Consider the following 17,306-nt stretch of genomic DNA (forward strand, 5'->3'; position numbering starts at 1 on the left):
CCTTCGTTCGAGCCTACTCGTCGTCAATCGGGTCGTTAAAGGTCGGGCTGTCGCCGCCTGTGCGGTTCACGCCGGGTGTGACCTTGTGCCAATGGAAATCGTCAGCGGACTTCCCGGCGGTATTTGCAAGATGTACGGCTTCCTCGAACGTCGTCGCGGGATCGAGCCACTCTTTGGCCTCTTCGAGCGTCAGCACAAGAGGGCGCCGGTCGTGAACGTCGAGCATGCCGCTATCGGCCGCTGCGGTCACGATGACAAAGCCGAACACAACCCCGGGCGTTTCTGACGGAACTGCGTCTGGCCGCACGCTGCTTAGCCCCGCAAAATAGACAGGAGGCCCGTCATTCGATTTGATGAAATAGGGCTGTTTTCTGCCGTCAACGGTGACCCATTCGTACCAACCGTCAGCGGGAACCAGGACCCGCCCCGAGCTGAACATCCATTTCCACGTGCTCGATGCAGCTTTGTCAATCCGCGCGTTGATCATCATTTTGGTCTTTCTAGCCACCGCCCATGCGGGCCGAAATCCCCATATTTCAAGCCGTGGGCCGTCCGGGCCGATGATCGGCTGTTTTGTGCCCGGCGAAACGTTCCAGCTCGGGCGGAATATCTCTGCGTGGCCGGCAAATCGCTGATCGCCAGCGTCAGACATCAGTGGCTCGACGTAAAACAGATCTTTCTGCCCGCGTGAATATCGCCCACACATGAAGAACCTCCGGCGACGCCGTTTGCTAGAAGAGCGACTGCTGTTGAGACGGCTGTATAACCGCCTTTTGTGCCTCGCCTGACTCGCTCATACGGACCATCAGCGGCACGCCCATGCGGTCGATCGTCAGACTCAATCCGTAGACCCCGGGGCCGAGGTGCGTCAGCCGCTTCCAGCTTGGCATGAAGCCCCGATCACGGGCCATCCTGGTGATGTCTGTCCGGCCGATACCCTTCACGCAGTCCCGTACGAACTGAGCCCCGGCCGCTGGCATCAGATAGGCAGGAAAGGTGTCCGGCAAACCGAACGATTCAAGCCGCTCCATGGGCGACCCCTGCGTGGTGCGTGGCGAATCTCATGCGACCAATCTGGATCATGAAAACTCCCGATTCCCTGAAAACCGTCGTTAAGGGGTTCGATGCAGTAACGCAACTAACTATCAACCTTTCTGTCTACCCTACTGCACGCGCTCCCGAGCGACGCCCCGCCCCAAGCATCCAGGCGGACCGGTTGCAGTCTCGCGCTTAATGCTCGACACGCCCGAGACGCACCAGGCGGGAGTCGATCGCACCCTTTGTGCGCCCGTGTTTCGCGGCGAGTTGCTTCGGCGACATGCCGGCGTCGAAGTCTCTAAGCAACGCCTCGTCTTCTTCCGGTGGCCACGCCCGGCCAGCGTTCTTTGGCCGTTCACGCTCCGCTCGCGCAGCCGGATCCGGTTCTACGAGCTTTTCGATCTCCTTTGCGGCAAAAAACAACGCCCGGATCACCTGCGGGTTGTTGAACGGGCTCTGTTCGGGCAAAAGCTCGCCAGTTGCGGGATCAATGCCCCGTGCCAGCGTCTCCAACGTCGTTTTTGCTTCAACTGGATTCATGCTCAACCGCTCCGCCTGTCTTGTCCTGTTCGCGTGGCGATCGTGCTGAGATCGCCACTGGTTCATTTGAAAAGCCGTCGGTCCAGCTCAAAGCGCTGCTTGTGAAGCACCACTACATGCTTCATACCCGCATGCGCCGGATTCAGGATCAGATTGTGATCATTCGGGCACACCACTGATGGAACCCGCATCACAAGCCGCTTGCCGTCCTCCAGCCACTGCCGCGCAAGGTCTACCGTCGACGCCGGATCATGATCGAGTGCGTTCCAGTCGTCGGGCAGCTCGGGCACGTAGGCGCTCGATACGGCCTTGTCCGGCACCTCCAGCGTAACCAGATAAAAGTTGGCCACCGGCAGCAGGCCCGACGCATGAACGCGCGCTTCGAGTACTGCAGTAGAGGCGTGGCAGCACGTGTAGACCACGGGCACGCCCCGCGGATTCCAGCGGCCGCCGGCAAGAGCAGCGCCGTTGCCACTTAGGTCATCGGCCCGGTACCTGCCGGGCTTCTCTTTTGCGAGACGGAACACCTTCATACGGTAACGCCGTGTTCGAGTCGCACCAGAATGTCACGTACACGGTCGAAACCTGTCTGCGTATCCAGCATGTCCAGCGGACGCTCGCCCCGTAGCTGGACGTTAGGCCGGAGCAGCCATTCGGCGGCCAGCTTGTCGTCTTCGAGTACGTCCCTGGCCTGTGCATATGCCAGCATCGTGCGCGCAGCACGGTCCGACTCGCTTGCGCTGAGACGCTCGCCCTGCGAAATCTTGCGGTTGATCGTGCTGCTGGGCAGGCGCAGACTGGACAGCAGCGTTTGCACCGGAATATCCAGCAATTCATTGGCGATCCGGCTGACAATCACCGCCTCCATGCCGTCACGAATCAGTTGAGACTGTTCGATCGGGTCCAGACCAAGAAAAAACGTGAAATCGTCGTCCTGCGCTCCGAGTCCGTTGGTGCCGATATGCGCAAGCCGAGCAGCTGCTGCTGATTTCGCGGCCGAGGCGCCTTTTCCCCGGCGGGCGTGCTGCCGTCCCGCGATTGCTTCTGCTGACATGATATTCTCCCGAATGAGCAAGCGTCTTTGACCAACTGGTAGAGAGTATATACCTATACCAAACGGGAATCAACGCAATCCCGTTTGGGAGTTTTTCGCGTTTTTCGGGTTGGCAAGTCTGGCAGCATCTATGCTGCTATATGTCACCCAGGCGCACGGAGAGAATTATGGTGGATCTGACCCCGGAAGCATGCAATTACCAGATTGGGATGCTGTTGCGGGACTTGCCGCGCGGCACGGTTGCTGAATTGACGGATTTCGCGGTCGCGTATTGGGATGGGCGACGCGTGGTGTACGCGTATTTGCGGGACGACCGTCCCGAACAGATCGAAGAAGAATTCGATCTGTTGGACTGCGTCTGGCTCGACCTGCAACCCGGGTTTGCTGCATGGATCGCAGCGCCGAGATTTAGCGTACGAGACGAAGTGATGAACTGGCTGAAAGACACACCGCCTTTCGACGAGGCATCAAGCCGTTAGTAAGGAGAGCAGGCGAAAAAAAGCCGACCGCAATAGTCGGCTAAAGGTTCTGCCAATTCCGAGGGCCGTAGCAGAACCTGAGAGAGGCCGAATTATGCCAGCATGCCGGCCGCGCCATTTCGTCCCTTTTTTCGCATCCGAAAGAGTTTGCTCGCCATGCTCCTGCATTAGCCGTGCGAACCGGAAATATCCGAGTACCGCGGCAACAGATCCTGATCAACAAGGCGTACCTCGATGCGGTTGGCAATCTCGACGTGTTCAGGATGGACCAGGGAAAAGACCGCGTCCGTCACGCTCACGATGATCGTGCCGGTTTGCCTGCCGCCGCCGGCGGACACCGGAATCAGGGCGCGAGCCTCCTGGGTGCCGTCAAGATTCGGACGTTTACGTACGCTAAGGGCGAAAACTGTCAGTTGGGGGTCTCTGATGCTGATGCAGAAGCGTCAACCAATGACGAAAGCGGCTCTACTACTCGTATCTAATCGGCTTTTTCCCGGGCGGCATATGGTAAGCGATGAACATGCGCGCCACACGGTCCCTATCGTGAGACCAGCTGATATAAGTGGTGGCAAAAACTTGTCCGCCGCCTTGTTGTTCTCGCGGCTCCGGTGCGTTGAGAAACTTTGCCCATCCTTGGGCGCACTCCTGTTGAGGACCAGGCGGACACGCTCCGGCTCCGACCACACTGTCCCAGTCACCGAGGTGTATCGCCACTACCTCAGCGGTGCTCGGTATCAGCGCAGCGAGCGGAGCGCAATTTCCATACGGCGTCCGTGGCCCGTTCGCATCGAGAAAGCTTTGAAAGCTTCCGCCGACCTTATTGCGGACCTCCTGATATGCGTAGTGTTTCGCGATTTCCGCCAAATTTCCCGACCCGCTTGGATCGACATACGCTCTCACGCCGGCAGCAGCAACATCAAAGAAATTTACGACTGAATTGTCGCCACAGACGGGATCCGCAGTACCAACCACTACCCCCGTCTTCGGAACAAATACCTCTACTTGCTGTATGTAGCAGTCACTGCAGCTTGGTTTATATTCGCCATCAGAAAAGGTCCCCGGCTCCCACAGTTTGTTCGTTTGACTCATTGCGAGCGAAGCTGCGAGCGACGCTGACAGACCAAAGACCAACTGTAAAGTCACGTTTTTCATGGGCCCCTCCTTGTGATTCGCAACGGGACTAGCGGATGGCAATATCCGCACTCCTTTATAGGCCCTTTTTAAACAGAGGGGGACGATTCAAGTCATGATTTCCCTGAGAATTCCCGCTGTTTGTGCGCTACCGCACGGTGCATTGCGCCGTTCGCTATCTGCAATAGAGGTTGATGTCCGACGTGCGCTGGCAGCGGTCATTAAGATCCCAGCGGCTTCAACGGATGGGTTGCCGGTCGAGAGACGTGCGAAACGCGTGGTTGGGGCGCTTAGGACCCCTACCTGCCTAGAATGGCAGGATGCGAACAGTTGGGCCGCGGTGACGCCATCCGGTCATGCTGCGCGTGGCTGCTCAAGCATCGCTTCTGCGAATTGCCGGCGCAGCGCCATCGCCCTCCCCTGAGAGCACCGGAACAACTTCCGGATCTCGGCAACTGTCGCGCGCGTTCGACCGGCGGCCACCTCGGTGGCGAGCATCGCAAGATCCGCACTAACGGTCTTCGCTACCATCATCGTTACGGTCTGATCCTGATCCCTCGCCAGTTGCCCATCACTGCGACCGGATGCGACCGATCCGTTATTGACGGGAATGGCGCGGTTACCTGCAGGAACGCCGTCAGCCAGGACGGACATCCCGTCGTTACCCGCGCCGTGTGCGAGGTTACCTGCCACGACTGCAGCGTTACTATTAGTTGTCGAGGGCGTGTCGGTAATGGGAGCGCCGTGCAGCGCGAGCAACCAGCCAAGACATGCAATGCACTCAAGCACCGCGCCGAATCCAAGACCCACAACCAGGTTGATTGTGTCCGTTGACGTACCTAGAAGAAGAGCGACGCGACCGGTTACCGGATCGCTCATTGCATCCGCTCGCAGAACCGCCTGGCGATCGCGGACCACGCTCAGCTTGTCGTCCGCACGTTCGCGACGGCGTGCTTCCTCCAGCGCGGTGTTCAATGCGTCTAGCCGGGACGACAACGCCACACGGCGTAGCGTTTGGGTTGTGCAACGGTCGACACATTTCCGGGCTGTCGCGCTGGCCAGTTCCGTTGTAACGCGTGCACGCTCAATGGCTATTGTCGTCAGGTCCGGCCCGCTTGAAACCGGAGATGTGGCGATCGAGGCGCGCGCGTCGACGGCTGCCGCACGAAGCTCACCGGCATGCCGCTGCGCCTGCATGAAAAATGTGGCGTGCCCGTATCCCGTTGCGACCATCGACAGGACCCACAGCATGAGCGCAGGAACACGCAACATCATCGGTGCGGATCGCGCGAGTGCTGGCAAGAGATGCGCGCCGAGCAGCAGGACAAGACCCACGCCAACCCAAACGAGCCGTTCGGAAAACTGGCCACCGCGCTCCCATGAGGCGAGGAATGATACGCACGCAGATGTACCAGTCGCAGCCATCGCGAGCGCTGCAGCACACCATTTCGGCGACGACGCACCGCGAACAGGTGCCCGGAGCACCGTCGCGGCACGGGAAACGTCGACGGGGCTAATTGCGCGATCGGCCAATGCTGGCGCCGATTGCATGAGCGTGGGGGAATGCAGCGACTTGAGCGGCTGGATGGAATGTGGATGCACGGTGCGGCCTCTTGTGTGAGCGTTACCCGGCTTCTCATCGCCAAATGAGGTGAGCGGGCGCATGGCAGGGTTGGCGAACCGGTCACACAAGCAGCCGGCAGACCCGAAGGCCTCCCCACCAAGGCCCGCCCATAGAAGACGGCGCGCACAGGCAATACGCACAAAAAAAGCCGCATAGCGCGGCCGTGCGCTTGTATGAAACGGGTCGCCAAACCCGGCACTCGTTGTCTGGAGTGCGTGATAAGTATACCGCAGCTATCGCCCCGGCCAAAGCCCCGTCGAGCGCAATGCGCGGCCAAACGAGGTGCCGATCACGATGGCTCAGCAATAGTTGACGCAGGCCGGTCGCCGGGGGGACGGGTCACCGCAAAATGCGTCTTGAGAAAATCTCCAATCGGGACGTTTCCTTTCTCGTCCAGCTCGCAGAAATAGTAGACACCAAGGTGTACCAAGGCGAGACTCGCGGGGCCCACGATCAGCCCGTCTGACAAGCCTGCGCCGCCCACCCGCGCCGTTCCATTCGCAGCGACGCAAACATAGCCAAGATATACGTCAACCGGAAAGCCCGCGATGAATGCGAGCGTGAAGATGGCCGCGGCCGGCACTTCCAGGTTGCGCCCGCGCGCCCTGGGCAGCCACAGCGCAACGCACAGCAGGATGGTGCCGGGAGCGACGTGAACAGCGTGGCTGTCGCAAAAGGAGAAGTGCGTCGAGACCAGCATGGAGAGCCCAAAGATCGCGCCGTAAAACCATCCCAATGCGCGCACGGTGCGCGGCAAATACAGCAGAGAAAAGGCCATCGGTAGCAGCCCGCCTACGGCATCGATCGAGACGTTATTCAAAGACTGATCCTTCCTCGTTAGAAGACGTTGGCAGGCCGACAAGTGGCCGTGGGCTCTTACGATTCGAAGCGGTCCGCGCGGATCGCTGCGATCGCCTTCTCACGGGCAATCCTCTCAGCCGTCGGCTTGCGCGAAGCTTCGCCTCGATAAACGCCCATGACGCGATTTTCCTGTCGATGCCAAACCCGAACGTCGCAAACGTAGTCGCGGCCGCCATCCCGCTCAGGCATGCTGTAGGTGATGTCGTACTTGTCCGTAATAGTTTCTGTCGCCATTGTTTTTCCGTGCTTCCTCATGCGTGCGGGATCACTTACTGATCGCCAAAAATCACTTCGTACCGGCACGACGCAACGTCAGTTCAGTAAATGGTGTTGTCAGTCATGTTCTGCCAAAGAATCTTGCGCTCCAGCTTCTTGCCTCGATATATCACCTCGCCAAAAGTGTCATCGACGACTCGGCGGGGACCGTCGCCCTCGTAGACGTGGACATGGATTCCGCGCTCTTGCGGACGGTCTGCCGTCCATAAGACGGCAGGCGTTGAGGACCACATTTCAAAGTGACTATCTGGATAGTCGTCCAGATTCAATCGCCGATCCGGCGTCACGTAGGTATTGCTGTTGTTGAACTGGTCGTGAAGCGGCTTCAACGGCGTCGAAACAATCTTCCCGTCACTCCACACACTATCGTTCCCACAGTTCCCACAAAAATGTTTGGCATGCGGATGAACTGCGAAGCTGCCCAGGTCCAAGTGAGGGTAGCCGCACTTTTTGCACGTAACGCACGATGTTTCATAGCCCTGTTCAAGCGACCGGACGAACTCAAAGGCCGCAGGCGGCGTCACCTGAATCAGCGTGATTTCAGTGCTGTCAAAGAGGCCCGTGTCCTGGTTGTACGAGCAAACAATTGCGTCGAAGTCGCGATCGAGCAACTTTTTATCAGCACCTGAGAATCGCTTGTGCACGTGGATTTTTGGCGAGCGCTTTACGATGGGTCGGCTGGACAACGCTGGAGGCAACGAGCACCAGATGCCGATCTCTTCGTAGTCGTTGAACTCCACCTGGAGAGGGTCAACGACATAGCTCATTTCCATCGAGTGGTTACTGCACCGTACGTCACCGGACTCTGGCAACGCGGCTAGATCGGCGTTAGTTCCCCAGTGAATCTGGTGTGTCTTGCAATACCAACGAGCAGCGCCGTTTCGGAATTTTCCGCAGGGCACCACATGACAAGGAAGAATCGCGTTGGTGCCGGCCTTACCTTCGAAGTGTCCGAAAACCTCTTCTGAGCTTACCGCGATATTTCCGATAGTCCTTCCAGGCGCCCAGCAGATCGCCGAAGCCGCTGAGTATTCGTCATGCTCGAATTCCACCTCACCTTCGTCGCCATGCTTGCGAATGAATTCCTTCTTTGCCATGCCCGTGCCCGGGTTGGACCACTCACACTCCCAGACCTCGACGCGGCCGGTATCCCTATTCAATTTGCGCGAATAAAACATTATTGGCTCTTTTGAGATTTGAATGGGTTACGCGGCGTGCGGATTGATCGGCGCGAAGTTGAGTTTGCCGGCGATCAGGAACAGCACGGTGCGCATGGTTTCGAGGTTTGCGTAGCCACGAGCGCGTCGTTTGGCAGCCTGAAACAGGCCGTTGAGTGCTTCCAGAAAGCCGTTGGTCTGGCGCGTCTGGGTCCATGCGACGATGCCGTCGAAGTGTTTTCGGATCATGCGGGCGACCTCCTTCATGGGTTCAACCTTGGATCGCATCACGTTGGTACACCACTGCTCGAGCATCTCGGAAACGACGTTGATCTGCTTACGATCAAGGATCTCGCGCAACTGTTCTCGATAGAGCCAGGCACGGGCCGTACGTTTGGTCGTGACGTTGGCGACCAGCGCGTCCAGATCGGCTCGCTGTGCCACATTGAGCCGCTCGCGGTCTTTGAGCAGCGCCCAACGCAGGCCCTTGAGATCGGGATCGGTCTTCTGTTCGAGTCGCCGGGTCTTGTCCAGGGCGGTCGATGCCTGGGCGACGACGTGGAACTTGTCGAAGGTAATGCGGGCGTTCGGCAGATGTTCGCTGACACCTTTGATGAAGGCGGGAGACATGTCGATGCTGACCGAGGTGATCTGTTCGGGCTCTGCGCGGTGCGCTCGCAGGTGGCCGGCGAACTGCTCGATGGTGGCGGCATCCTTGCCTTCGGTGACGAACACGACCTTGCGTTGTTCGGCGTCGGCCACGAGCGTCAGATAGTTGTGTCCGCGCCTGTAGGAGGTCTCGTCCACGGCGACGCTGGTCATGCCGGACAGGTCGATTGCGGCCAGCGCAAGTTCGACGTAGCGCTTGCAGATCGCATGCACGCGATGCCACGATTCGCCGACGGCGCGGGCTACAGCTGCAAAGGGCATCTGCTGGGCGAGCGTGAGCACCATCGCCTCGAACAGCAGCGTGAAGCCGCTGAGCTTGCCGGCCCAATCGGGCTCGACAAGCGCCACGCGGCCGTCGGGCAGCTTCACGCGCGGCGTGCGCACTTCGAGGTAGCAGTCATGCTGGAAAAAGTTCAGGTGCCGGTAGCGCTTGACGACGGTGTCATGCACAGGGTGCACTCCGGCCACCTCAGGATGCGCGAAGCGGCTTCCCGCAGTGAAGTCGATCTGGATCGTCAACAGCTTGGTGGCCGCGTCGAAATCGACGCCGCTCACGAACCACGGATCGCTTATGCCCAATGCGGCTTCGAACAGCTTGCTATGCATGACCTGCCTTCGTCTTGTTTATGCAGAAAACGGGACGATACCACCCACTGGAAATTCAACAGAGGCACATTATTCAATATCCCAAAAAATACGCATCGGCAGGCGTCAAGTTTTCTCTCGAGTCCGCGCGATGAACGCTTCTAGCCCTTCCGCGGTGTGAAGGCAGCCTTTGGCCAAAGGACGAGCCAGCCGTCATTGCGCAATGGAAGCGGCACTATGTTCAACGCCGACGCCGGTAGATAGATCAGGCCGGCCAATGCAACGCCTGCGGACAGCCAGGCTGGCCCCGGCATGGCTAGGCCGAATATCAGACAAAGCAAGCCTGCCAATACGTCGGATAGCGGGCCACTTACGGCGACCAATCGGATTTGAGAACACGTCAGGCGCGCGAACTCACCATCATCAAACTTGACGCCCATGACCGACAGAAACCAAACCTTCGACTCCGCCCGGCGCGTGAAAAAGCCGATTGCGCCGGTTACGCCAAAGGCCCGTGCCGTTAGCCAGTGCGCGCACTCGTGCAGAATCACGAACCCATACCCCACGGTCAGCGCAATCAGGCAAGCCGCCGTCGCCACGCCGGGCGACAACCGGAGAAAATAGACGAATGCAAAATGGAAGCGGTCAAACAGATTTAGAGACAGGCTCATCGCAATCTATCTTGTAGGTTACTCGAAAAGGGCGAAAACACCGGGCGCTGTTTTACGTGTTCAGCTGGTGACTGCCGAACCCCGCTGGCTGTTCGTTCGCGTCAGGGCCGCAACGCTGTTTTCGTGCTGCAGACTCCAGTTGTTGACGGCGATGTCTTCCGCATGCAACTCGGCGAAGCCGCGGGCCATCAGAGCGGATACGGCTTCGTTGACCAAGTCACATTCCCGTTGGTTGAAGCCTTCCATACATTCATCGTTCAACGTAAGCATGCGATTTTCCGTGGTGTCAGCGAACGGAGTTGCCGCGCTTGAAATATCCCATCCAGTAGGCGGCTCCGACCAGGCAGGCCACGCCAACAACGGCCAGCAGCGCGTCGGTCGCGGTGTCGCTCAGGTGCAAAAGCTCTTGAATCATGTTCGTATCCTTGGTTACTCGGTGACGGCTTCGGCGCGAAACTGGATGCTTAACGAAACCATCGAATCCTTGTCGCACGACGGGCACTTTAGCTGATCGACAAAGCCAGACAGATCACCTTCCGCACACGCGCCTGCTGCTGCGCTTTCAAAACGGTGGCGCTCCTTGCACCAAGGGCATTTCCAATCATCGATGGATACGGTCGGGCGTGGCATGTCGTTTCCTTGGGCGTTCGCTTCAGATTTTTCGCGCTGTCGGCTTCAGCCGCGAAAGGCTCTCATTAGCTTCAACGATTGCATGAAGCCGTGTCTCCCGCACCAGTCTGTCGTATTCGTTGACGACGACACCAAGCTCATCGACTAACGCGGCAGCGAATTTCCATTCGCCCAGGCCTTCGCGATTTAGCTCGGTCAACAGCCGTTTTTCCACGCCGTCCAGAAAAGCGACATCGAGTAGTCCGAAACCACTTTCGGTCAGAAATCCAGTCAGCAGCAGAATTTCCGCCATGCACACCGCCGCGTCCCGATCAACTTTTCCGTGACGTATCCGCTCAAACGCAATCCTGACAGGCAGTACGAGTTCATTTGCTGTCCCGCGATCCATCGGCAGAAAAAGCGCCTTCTTATGGCGAGACTGTTTGGCAAGCCCTGAGCGTCGGGAGCCGCGTTTGTCGGTGCGATTCACGAATCTATTTTCCTCGATCACTGATTGCGGCTCGCCGCGCGCTCTTGCCTGTCAAACCGCGCGCTGCAAATCGCGATATATGCGCTGCCTATCGTGCGGCCCGCCAACGTATTCGAGCGCCACGCACTGAACGAACGTTCCAGTCGCGTTTGGCCGTCTTGCCCGGTGACGATGTGCGACTCGACGCCGATCCGTGTTATCGAACGACCCAGCACCACAAACACAGCAGCCGTCACGATTACGAATGCCCCAACAACGATGATTGTCTGCATGGATTTTCCTAGCCGTTCACGTTGGCGTCGGTGGCTGCGGCGACAGCACAAAAGGTGAGCAGTCCAGCCAACGAATAGTTGATCAGATGCATTTCGGGGTCGGCATGGAAAAGCCCGACCAATGCAGCTTCGAACAGCACCGTAACAACCGCCGCGAAGAAAATCGGCGTGAAGTTGTCGCGTCGCTTAGCTTCCGTCCTTTTTCGCAGCCGAAATCCTGTGATGCCTTTCATGGTCTTGTTTTCCTTCTAGTCGGGTGACGGGCCATACATGACCCCGTGTGCCATGTGCGTGAGGAACGCGCGCACGCCCTCAACGGTCGGTCTGCCATCAAAAAGCACGCCGTCGATCCCGTAAGGATTCGTGTACCACGTCATACCATCCTCGTTATCGTAGTCAACAAAATGGCCATTGATGGTTGCGGACTCCCCATCCGAAAGCGTCGCGGTCAACGCTTCTGGCGTTGGCAAGTCCAGCGCTGACCAGTCGTTAGCTGCGAGCACGGCATTGATCCGTTCACGCTCGCGCTTGCGTTCAGCTTTGCGCTCGGCCCGTTGCCTTTCCGCCTCGCGTTCTGCCTCAAATTCGGCCAATTCCTCTAGCGAGTCAGCGGCGGAGCGGTCAAAAACATCGCGCAGAAACGGCACATCCGCAAACAGATGCGGGGTTGGGGCGTTTGGAAAGGTCCAGCCGGCCTCCCATGCCAGATGCTCGGCGCGCTCCATTCTCACCCCATACTCAGCGTAGTTGCCCGTGACGTCGGGATTAAAAGCGTAGGTCGCGAGAGCCCATTGCACACGCGCTTCCAAAACCCGCGAGAAATCGACAAGGCTCTCAGGCTTGGGACATGTGTTGGTCGGTTCCATGCGTTCTTCTTTCTCCGCTTTCCGTTCCGTTAAACGTCTTCAAACACGCCGAGCCAGCCCTTTACCGAAACAGTTTCCCGAGCGTCGAGGTCAAACGCCGCGAACTCGGTGTCGAAGTCGGTATCGGGCGCAATCAGAAGGTTGAGGTCTTGCGACCAAGATGAAGCTGTGACCTCGCGGGTGAGACCTGCCTCGCGAGCCTGAGATTCTGTTGTCATGCGTTCAGTCGTGGTCATTATTCCGTCCGCTTTTATGCTATTTAATGCGCGAGCATCGCGGCGAGTTGCAGTTCCTCCGCAACTTTCTTCAATCGCTTGTCACGTGTCCAGATGGTGATGCCGGGTTGTAGCCGGGCGGCCGCCAACAGTGACGTGTCGACATATCCGATTCCACGATTGAACAGGCCTTCACGCTCGATCAGGTAGAAAGTCTCCTCCGGTGTTGCAACCGGCGCGCGTGGCAAATCGAGCAAAGCGCCGAGCACGACGTCACGGTCACGCAGACTACCGAGCGAAATCTCACCGATCACGTATGGATGAGCCAGCACACGCTCCTCGCCAAGCAGGGTGGTCAGCATCGGATCGGCAGCGTTGATGTGGTCAATCCAGACAGACGTGTCGACAAGAATCATTCGACGTCCTGCCGGCGCCGCGGCGCCCCCTTGATACCAGGTTGACTACCGCCAAGGTTCGCGAGCCGTTTCGCGGCTTCACGTTGGATCAAGGCCCTAAGCGCTTCGCGCACGAGTGCCGTTTTTTCCTCAACACCTGTGTAGGCTTGAGCCTTGGCAATCAAGTCGTCATCAAGCGCAATAGTCGTACGCATGGCATTCTCCGCAAATGTAGGCATCGATTATAGCATCGTTTGATGCTGCATTGATGCATTCAGCCGCTGGTGATGCGCGCGATCGCCCGGCGTTCCGGAAACTCAGACATGGCTCCCGGCGGGCACGTGCAATGAGCGCCTTGCCTGAGCCTACGGTGGCGGATTAGACCTCGGAGACGATGAAGAAGAGCACGGCAGCTAATCACCCGTTAGCGGAGAAAAGTCCCTTATGTCCCCGCTCGGCTGCCCCGGATTCTGGCCTTCCTCTAGACCGGCGGCTCGCTGCGTTCCGCAGTAGTCGGTCGGTGGCGATCGAGCGTATGAAAAGCAAGGATGAATACGGCGAACAACCATAGCAAGCCGGCCATGACCCCGATCTGCCCGACCAGGGGGAGGATCGCACGAGACATGATCTGCCAAAGCGCACCGCCGAGTAGCAGGAGCGCAAAGTAGACACCGCCAACCAGAATGGCCCGTAGCCGCTCCATCGTGGGAGCAAGCGCAGGGTCGAGAATGACGTCACGACAGATGAAACCAGCGAGCCCGGTAGGCGCCGCCACAAACGCGCAGGCGAAGGCGATCTGAAGACGTGTGTCGAGTGAGTCGCGGCTGACGAGCGCTAAAACTATCGCGAAGGCGGCAGTTGCGGTACCGAGCGTTGCGAGTTCAACCAGCCGCAGGAAATGCGTGGGGCGTGAAGATCGCTCCCCGGCAGCGGTCGGTGGAACAGAGGATGAATCAGGAGGATTTGAAGCCACGGCGATCGCAGTCCATCAACAAGGCGTTGTGCACAGCGATCGGCATACTCGACCGCATCAGAGGCTCGAGCGTGGTGACGCCCCGATCAACGATCTCGGTGGCCCGCGCGATCGTCATGCCTTTCAGGCAGGCGGCAAAAAGTGGCTTGGTCTGCCCGAAGAAGACGCGATCGTAGTCGAGTGCGCCCGCAACGTAGAACTGACGCTGGTCGATCGGCAGCTTCGGGTAGAGGTCCGGCGACACCGCCTGCAAAAGGGGAACCGGGGCTGCGGCCGTTTGCGCGAACGCGCCAGTGGCTAAGACGGTGGTGACAAGCGCCGACGCAAGCAGCTTCACGTGCATTGATTTTCTCGGGTGGACAAGTTCAACCCGGCTTAACGGCCGCCTGCGTGGGACCTTTAGCCAGTGGCTCCCTAAGGGCCGTGAGCGCTATATCTATCTGTGTGTCAGCGCCGATCCCACATGCGCGGCGTTTTCGCATGCGAAAGCGCTCTCGCCTGCCAAGAATGCAAATCGCCACATCTGATAACCGGAGTTATCACGAATGATCAATTTGCTCGTCAGATTTTGCACGTTCCGCTACACTTCGCTGGAACGCCCGCCGGGCAAGGGGCCGCGGGCGATTGCAACCTTGCGATGCAAAGGGGTTTCCGCTGATGACGCCACCGAAGATCGACCCGACGAATCCCAAGGCGCTGCTGCAAGCGCTGTTCGACGACGACCGCTGGGTCAAGGATCAGTTTGCCGAGCGACTGGGCGAACCGATCCTCGACCTGTGCGAGGCCCTGGCGGCCTGCTTCCGCCTCGTGCCGTCGCTGAACGAAGCCGCCAACAGGACGGGAACGATACGCGCCGCGTTCGTCGCGGGGTTCGTGTATGGCGTGCTCGACGACATCCTGATCTCGACCAAGCTGCTGCTGACCGGCAAGCTGCCCGCTTCCGGCAACGTGATGCGCCAGGTGGTCGAAGGCATTGCCATGTCAATCCTTTGCTCCACTGACAGCCCGGCGATCGTCAGGCAGGCAACGAAGAAAAAGAACGAGGTCAGGGCGCTGTACTGGGAGCGGCTGGAGCAGGACGACACCTGCACGCAGGGCCATCTTGCACTCAGCCAGCTGGTATGGAACGCTCGCGCGCTGGGTGTGAGCGCCGGAGCGGTCGAGCGCCTGCGTCTGGCCAAGAACCACTACAACATCTTCAGTCATTGCGGCAAGCTGACGATCGCCAGCCGGATGGCCCTCGAGCAGGTCGGCACAGCCTACGTCGGCGGCCACTTCGACCTGGCAAAGGTGGACGGATATCGCAACGAGCTAGAACAGCGCATCGGCCTGTGCCAGGTGCTGCCGCCCTTCATCGAACGCATGCTGGCCGCGATCACCCCACCGGCCACCGCGCCCGGCGCGACCGCGCAACACGCGGAGCCGGCATGAGGCCCCCTGTACGCCGCCTCACGCGCCAGCATTTCGCGCTGTATCGCGGCTGGCTGGAAGGCGCGATGATCGAAGGGTTGCATGCCGCCTACGGCGAGCCGGGCACCGACGTCCGAGTCACACGCCGGCTGGTCGCCACGCTGCGTGATGCGCTCGCTGCCGCCGCGCGGCGCGCGCGCGACATCGAGGCCGCGCACCTGCTGCGCCTGAAACCGGGCAGTATTCCGCCCGCCGAACTGCACGGGCGTGACGACACGCCGTCCCTCGAGGACTATCGCGCGCAGGTCGATCCGGACGGCGTGTACGGCGAGGCCGAGCTGCTGGAACTCTACCGCGCCGATTTCCCCCCCGAGAATTCACCCCGCGTCGACCGGAAAATCGCCCGCAATGCGCGCCTGCGAGCCCGTCAGGCAGCGGCGCTGGCCCGTATGGAGAAGGCGCTGGCAGAAGCGCCCGCCCCCGGTCACCCGCTCGACGGCTGGTTTGAGCCAGCGCTGGCCGCGCGCCTCAGAGCCGCAGGGCTTTCTACCATCGCCGACCTGCTCGCGCTGATCCGGCGCCGCCGGCATCGCTGGTACACGGCTGTTCCCCGACTGGGCCCCAGGGGCGCGCAGCGCGTCACCGCCTGGCTGTCGCTGCACGCCGCGTCGCTCGGCGAGGAGCTGTCGGTGCTCGCGATCACGCCGCGGCGGCAGCTTGCGGCCGGTCACCCGGCACTCGCGCGGCCACGCCAACTGGGGACATCGGTGGACGTCGTGCCGCTCGAATCGCTGCGCGTGCCGAACGAACTTGACGGCTCACGCGGCCTGAACCGTGCGTCGTTGCCCGCGCATCAGGCATCGCTCAACACCGATCTGGACGCGATCAATGCGTGGATTTCGATCTGCGGGTCGCGCAGCGAGCACACGGCGCGGGCGTACCGGCGCGAGGCTGAGCGCCTGCTGTTGTGGGCCGTGATCGTCAAGCGCAAGCCGCTGTCGTCGCTGAACACGCCAGACTGCGGCGAGTACATCAACCAGTTTCTGGCTGACCCACAGCCCGCCGAACGCTGGATCGGCAAGGGCAAGGCTGAGCGGTTCGATCCGGCATGGCGGCCGTTCGCCAAACCGTTGCCAGAGGGGAGTCGGGAGACTGCGCGCAAGCTGCTGTCCGCCATGTGCGGCTGGCTGGTCAGACAGCAGTACCTGCAGGTCAATCCGTTCCACGGCCTGCCCAGGGTCGGCACCCGCAAGGCCGATCTCGACGCGACCGGCCGCGCGCTGACGCACGCGCAATGGCGTTTTGTGCTGCAGACCGTGAGCCGACCCAGACCGACGCCCGCGGAGCTGCGCGACCAGTTCGCCCTGCTCTTCGCCTATGCCACCGGTCTGCGGCGCGCGGAGCTGGTCGCTGCCACCACCGGCGCGCTCTCCCGCAAGGCGCTGGACGGTGCGCTTGAGGATGCCTGGACGCTGAAGGTGAAGGGCAAGGGCAAGCGCGAGCGGGTCGTGCCGATGCCTGCCCGGCTGATCGACACCCTCACCGGCCTGCTGCGCTCGCGCCCGACACCGTGCACGCTGGAGACGGCCCCGAAGGACACGCCGCTCATCGGCCATCTGAAGACGGGCCGGCCGCTGACCCCGGACGCGCTGGCCCGGCTGTACAAGCGGATTTTTGAACGGGCAGCGCAGCAGCTCGAGCCCGCCTATCCCGGCGCCGCAGCCGATCTGCGGCAGGCGAGCACGCACTGGTTGCGCCACACCCACGCGAACCATTCGCTGGATGCGGGTAGCGATCTGCGCGACGTGCAGGCTGGCCTTGGCCATGCCAGTCTGGCGACTACGACGCTCTACACGAAGGGCGACGCGGCCCGCCAGTACCGGGCGGTAGAGAAGTTTTACGAGGCAGGACTCATGGACGCTCCGCCCGTCTAGGGGGAAAGTCTTCCGCGAGAAACCGCCTTTACGGCAATTTTTTTTTCGCATGCGAAA

26 protein-coding genes and 1 pseudogene are annotated in these 17,306 nt (G+C 60.2%); 3 read left to right on the forward strand and 24 right to left on the reverse strand.

Annotated elements, in window-relative coordinates; all coding sequences use genetic code 11:
• Positions 1-13: 13 nt before the first annotated feature.
• The 5 genes from EVC45_RS29910 to EVC45_RS29930 all read right to left on the reverse strand — a co-directional run bounded on the left by EVC45_RS29910 (position 14) and on the right by EVC45_RS29930 (position 2,632).
• The gene (locus EVC45_RS29910) at positions 14-706 is read right to left on the reverse strand and encodes an SOS response-associated peptidase (protein WP_129961793.1); all 693 of its coding nucleotides are present in this window, start codon (positions 704-706) and stop codon (positions 14-16) included.
• Between the two features lie 25 nt (positions 707-731).
• Positions 732-1,031 carry a hypothetical protein gene (locus EVC45_RS29915; protein ID WP_129961794.1) on the reverse strand — a complete coding sequence of 100 codons (300 nt, stop codon included), beginning with the start codon at positions 1,029-1,031 and terminating at the stop codon, positions 732-734.
• Positions 1,032-1,230: 199 nt separating this feature from the next.
• Positions 1,231-1,578: a hypothetical protein gene (locus EVC45_RS29920; RefSeq protein WP_129961795.1), complete on the reverse strand. Its 348-nt coding sequence runs from the start codon at positions 1,576-1,578 to the stop codon at positions 1,231-1,233.
• A 62-nt stretch (positions 1,579-1,640) separates the two neighbouring features.
• Positions 1,641-2,111 (reverse strand): RES family NAD+ phosphorylase, encoded by a 471-nt coding sequence (locus tag EVC45_RS29925; protein ID WP_129961796.1) that lies wholly within the window; start codon positions 2,109-2,111, stop codon positions 1,641-1,643.
• The gene (locus EVC45_RS29930) at positions 2,108-2,632 is read right to left on the reverse strand and encodes an antitoxin Xre/MbcA/ParS toxin-binding domain-containing protein (RefSeq protein WP_129961797.1); all 525 of its coding nucleotides are present in this window, start codon (positions 2,630-2,632) and stop codon (positions 2,108-2,110) included. The genes EVC45_RS29925 and EVC45_RS29930 overlap by 4 nt, the downstream gene beginning before the upstream one ends.
• Before the next feature lie 167 nt (positions 2,633-2,799).
• On the opposite strand from EVC45_RS29930, the gene EVC45_RS29935 reads away from it, so the two are divergent.
• Positions 2,800-3,111: a hypothetical protein gene (locus EVC45_RS29935; protein ID WP_129961798.1), complete on the forward strand. Its 312-nt coding sequence runs from the start codon at positions 2,800-2,802 to the stop codon at positions 3,109-3,111.
• A gap of 167 nt (positions 3,112-3,278) precedes the next feature.
• Here EVC45_RS29935 and EVC45_RS29940 read toward each other — a convergent pair.
• The 19 genes and pseudogenes from EVC45_RS29940 to EVC45_RS30025 form a co-directional block, all read right to left on the reverse strand.
• A pseudogene (locus EVC45_RS29940) lies at positions 3,279-3,470 on the reverse strand (hypothetical protein); the annotation flags it as partial.
• 109 nt (positions 3,471-3,579) lie between these two features.
• Complete coding sequence (locus EVC45_RS29945) at positions 3,580-4,263, reverse strand: hypothetical protein (RefSeq protein ID WP_129961799.1); 684 nt, start codon at positions 4,261-4,263, stop codon at positions 3,580-3,582.
• Positions 4,264-4,596: 333 nt separating this feature from the next.
• Positions 4,597-5,844 (reverse strand): hypothetical protein, encoded by a 1,248-nt coding sequence (locus EVC45_RS29950; RefSeq protein ID WP_129961800.1) that lies wholly within the window; start codon positions 5,842-5,844, stop codon positions 4,597-4,599.
• A 311-nt stretch (positions 5,845-6,155) separates the two neighbouring features.
• A complete protein-coding gene (locus tag EVC45_RS29955; protein ID WP_129961801.1) occupies positions 6,156-6,686 on the reverse strand; it encodes a hypothetical protein in 531 nt (176 codons plus the stop codon).
• Between the two features lie 56 nt (positions 6,687-6,742).
• Positions 6,743-6,982: a hypothetical protein gene (locus tag EVC45_RS29960; RefSeq protein ID WP_129961802.1), complete on the reverse strand. Its 240-nt coding sequence runs from the start codon at positions 6,980-6,982 to the stop codon at positions 6,743-6,745.
• Between the two features lie 62 nt (positions 6,983-7,044).
• Positions 7,045-8,181: a hypothetical protein gene (locus EVC45_RS29965; protein WP_129961803.1), complete on the reverse strand. Its 1,137-nt coding sequence runs from the start codon at positions 8,179-8,181 to the stop codon at positions 7,045-7,047.
• A gap of 27 nt (positions 8,182-8,208) precedes the next feature.
• Entirely contained in the window at positions 8,209-9,435 is a 1,227-nt protein-coding gene (locus tag EVC45_RS29970; RefSeq protein ID WP_129961804.1) for an ISL3 family transposase, read from the reverse strand.
• A gap of 140 nt (positions 9,436-9,575) precedes the next feature.
• The gene (locus tag EVC45_RS29975; protein ID WP_129961805.1) at positions 9,576-10,085 is read right to left on the reverse strand and encodes a site-2 protease family protein; all 510 of its coding nucleotides are present in this window, start codon (positions 10,083-10,085) and stop codon (positions 9,576-9,578) included.
• A gap of 60 nt (positions 10,086-10,145) precedes the next feature.
• Positions 10,146-10,355: a hypothetical protein gene (locus tag EVC45_RS29980; protein WP_129961806.1), complete on the reverse strand. Its 210-nt coding sequence runs from the start codon at positions 10,353-10,355 to the stop codon at positions 10,146-10,148.
• A 16-nt stretch (positions 10,356-10,371) separates the two neighbouring features.
• Positions 10,372-10,500 carry a hypothetical protein gene (locus EVC45_RS47705; RefSeq protein WP_306770802.1) on the reverse strand — a complete coding sequence of 43 codons (129 nt, stop codon included), beginning with the start codon at positions 10,498-10,500 and terminating at the stop codon, positions 10,372-10,374.
• Positions 10,501-10,514: 14 nt separating this feature from the next.
• Complete coding sequence (locus EVC45_RS29985) at positions 10,515-10,715, reverse strand: hypothetical protein (protein WP_129961807.1); 201 nt, start codon at positions 10,713-10,715, stop codon at positions 10,515-10,517.
• Positions 10,716-10,737: 22 nt separating this feature from the next.
• Positions 10,738-11,184: a Fis family transcriptional regulator gene (locus tag EVC45_RS29990; RefSeq protein WP_129961808.1), complete on the reverse strand. Its 447-nt coding sequence runs from the start codon at positions 11,182-11,184 to the stop codon at positions 10,738-10,740.
• A gap of 280 nt (positions 11,185-11,464) precedes the next feature.
• Positions 11,465-11,689 (reverse strand): hypothetical protein, encoded by a 225-nt coding sequence (locus EVC45_RS29995; RefSeq protein ID WP_129961809.1) that lies wholly within the window; start codon positions 11,687-11,689, stop codon positions 11,465-11,467.
• A 15-nt stretch (positions 11,690-11,704) separates the two neighbouring features.
• Positions 11,705-12,322, reverse strand: coding sequence for a hypothetical protein (locus tag EVC45_RS30000; protein ID WP_129961810.1), 618 nt, complete (start codon positions 12,320-12,322; stop codon positions 11,705-11,707).
• 29 nt (positions 12,323-12,351) lie between these two features.
• The gene (locus EVC45_RS30005) at positions 12,352-12,558 is read right to left on the reverse strand and encodes a hypothetical protein (RefSeq protein WP_129961811.1); all 207 of its coding nucleotides are present in this window, start codon (positions 12,556-12,558) and stop codon (positions 12,352-12,354) included.
• 23 nt (positions 12,559-12,581) lie between these two features.
• Positions 12,582-12,953, reverse strand: coding sequence for a type II toxin-antitoxin system VapC family toxin (locus EVC45_RS30010; protein WP_129961812.1), 372 nt, complete (start codon positions 12,951-12,953; stop codon positions 12,582-12,584).
• Entirely contained in the window at positions 12,950-13,147 is a 198-nt protein-coding gene (locus EVC45_RS30015) for a type II toxin-antitoxin system VapB family antitoxin (protein ID WP_129961813.1), read from the reverse strand. Before EVC45_RS30015 ends, EVC45_RS30010 begins: the two co-directional genes overlap by 4 nt.
• Positions 13,148-13,413: 266 nt before the next feature.
• Positions 13,414-13,905: a hypothetical protein gene (locus EVC45_RS30020; RefSeq protein ID WP_129961814.1), complete on the reverse strand. Its 492-nt coding sequence runs from the start codon at positions 13,903-13,905 to the stop codon at positions 13,414-13,416.
• On the reverse strand, positions 13,886-14,248 hold the full coding sequence (locus EVC45_RS30025) for a hypothetical protein (protein ID WP_129961815.1): 363 nt from the start codon (positions 14,246-14,248) through the stop codon (positions 13,886-13,888). Before EVC45_RS30025 ends, EVC45_RS30020 begins: the two co-directional genes overlap by 20 nt.
• A gap of 314 nt (positions 14,249-14,562) precedes the next feature.
• On the opposite strand from EVC45_RS30025, the gene EVC45_RS30030 reads away from it, so the two are divergent.
• Together EVC45_RS30030 and EVC45_RS30035 are read left to right on the forward strand one after the other, a co-directional pair.
• On the forward strand, positions 14,563-15,336 hold the full coding sequence (locus EVC45_RS30030; RefSeq protein ID WP_168991557.1) for a hypothetical protein: 774 nt from the start codon (positions 14,563-14,565) through the stop codon (positions 15,334-15,336).
• The gene (locus EVC45_RS30035; RefSeq protein ID WP_129961816.1) at positions 15,333-17,249 is read left to right on the forward strand and encodes a phage integrase family protein; all 1,917 of its coding nucleotides are present in this window, start codon (positions 15,333-15,335) and stop codon (positions 17,247-17,249) included. The genes EVC45_RS30030 and EVC45_RS30035 overlap by 4 nt, the downstream gene beginning before the upstream one ends.
• The last annotated feature ends 57 nt before the right edge of the window (positions 17,250-17,306 follow it).

The organism is Paraburkholderia sp. UYCP14C (assembly GCF_004197395.1).
Lineage (GTDB): Bacteria > Pseudomonadota > Gammaproteobacteria > Burkholderiales > Burkholderiaceae > Paraburkholderia.

What these genes read in the sequence shown, in the direction of transcription:
- EVC45_RS29910 (WP_129961793.1), bottom strand. Translation starts at nt 706, where the DNA reads ATGTGTGGGCGATATTCACGCGGGCAGAAAGATCTGTTTTACGTCGAG.
- EVC45_RS29915 (WP_129961794.1), bottom strand. Translation starts at nt 1,031, where the DNA reads ATGGAGCGGCTTGAATCGTTCGGTTTGCCGGACACCTTTCCTGCCTAT.
- EVC45_RS29920 (WP_129961795.1), bottom strand. Translation starts at nt 1,578, where the DNA reads ATGAATCCAGTTGAAGCAAAAACGACGTTGGAGACGCTGGCACGGGGC.
- EVC45_RS29925 (WP_129961796.1), bottom strand. Translation starts at nt 2,111, where the DNA reads ATGAAGGTGTTCCGTCTCGCAAAAGAGAAGCCCGGCAGGTACCGGGCC.
- EVC45_RS29930 (WP_129961797.1), bottom strand. Translation starts at nt 2,632, where the DNA reads ATGTCAGCAGAAGCAATCGCGGGACGGCAGCACGCCCGCCGGGGAAAA.
- EVC45_RS29935 (WP_129961798.1), top strand. Translation starts at nt 2,800, where the DNA reads ATGGTGGATCTGACCCCGGAAGCATGCAATTACCAGATTGGGATGCTG.
- EVC45_RS29945 (WP_129961799.1), bottom strand. Translation starts at nt 4,263, where the DNA reads ATGAAAAACGTGACTTTACAGTTGGTCTTTGGTCTGTCAGCGTCGCTC.
- EVC45_RS29960 (WP_129961802.1), bottom strand. Translation starts at nt 6,982, where the DNA reads ATGAGGAAGCACGGAAAAACAATGGCGACAGAAACTATTACGGACAAG.
- EVC45_RS29965 (WP_129961803.1), bottom strand. Translation starts at nt 8,181, where the DNA reads ATGTTTTATTCGCGCAAATTGAATAGGGATACCGGCCGCGTCGAGGTC.
- EVC45_RS29970 (WP_129961804.1), bottom strand. Translation starts at nt 9,435, where the DNA reads ATGCATAGCAAGCTGTTCGAAGCCGCATTGGGCATAAGCGATCCGTGG.
- EVC45_RS29975 (WP_129961805.1), bottom strand. Translation starts at nt 10,085, where the DNA reads ATGAGCCTGTCTCTAAATCTGTTTGACCGCTTCCATTTTGCATTCGTC.
- EVC45_RS29980 (WP_129961806.1), bottom strand. Translation starts at nt 10,355, where the DNA reads ATGCTTACGTTGAACGATGAATGTATGGAAGGCTTCAACCAACGGGAA.
- EVC45_RS47705 (WP_306770802.1), bottom strand. Translation starts at nt 10,500, where the DNA reads ATGATTCAAGAGCTTTTGCACCTGAGCGACACCGCGACCGACGCGCTG.
- EVC45_RS29985 (WP_129961807.1), bottom strand. Translation starts at nt 10,715, where the DNA reads ATGCCACGCCCGACCGTATCCATCGATGATTGGAAATGCCCTTGGTGC.
- EVC45_RS29995 (WP_129961809.1), bottom strand. Translation starts at nt 11,689, where the DNA reads ATGAAAGGCATCACAGGATTTCGGCTGCGAAAAAGGACGGAAGCTAAG.
- EVC45_RS30000 (WP_129961810.1), bottom strand. Translation starts at nt 12,322, where the DNA reads ATGGAACCGACCAACACATGTCCCAAGCCTGAGAGCCTTGTCGATTTC.
- EVC45_RS30005 (WP_129961811.1), bottom strand. Translation starts at nt 12,558, where the DNA reads ATGACCACGACTGAACGCATGACAACAGAATCTCAGGCTCGCGAGGCA.
- EVC45_RS30010 (WP_129961812.1), bottom strand. Translation starts at nt 12,953, where the DNA reads ATGATTCTTGTCGACACGTCTGTCTGGATTGACCACATCAACGCTGCC.
- EVC45_RS30015 (WP_129961813.1), bottom strand. Translation starts at nt 13,147, where the DNA reads ATGCGTACGACTATTGCGCTTGATGACGACTTGATTGCCAAGGCTCAA.
- EVC45_RS30025 (WP_129961815.1), bottom strand. Translation starts at nt 14,248, where the DNA reads ATGCACGTGAAGCTGCTTGCGTCGGCGCTTGTCACCACCGTCTTAGCC.
- EVC45_RS30030 (WP_168991557.1), top strand. Translation starts at nt 14,563, where the DNA reads ATGACGCCACCGAAGATCGACCCGACGAATCCCAAGGCGCTGCTGCAA.
- EVC45_RS30035 (WP_129961816.1), top strand. Translation starts at nt 15,333, where the DNA reads ATGAGGCCCCCTGTACGCCGCCTCACGCGCCAGCATTTCGCGCTGTAT.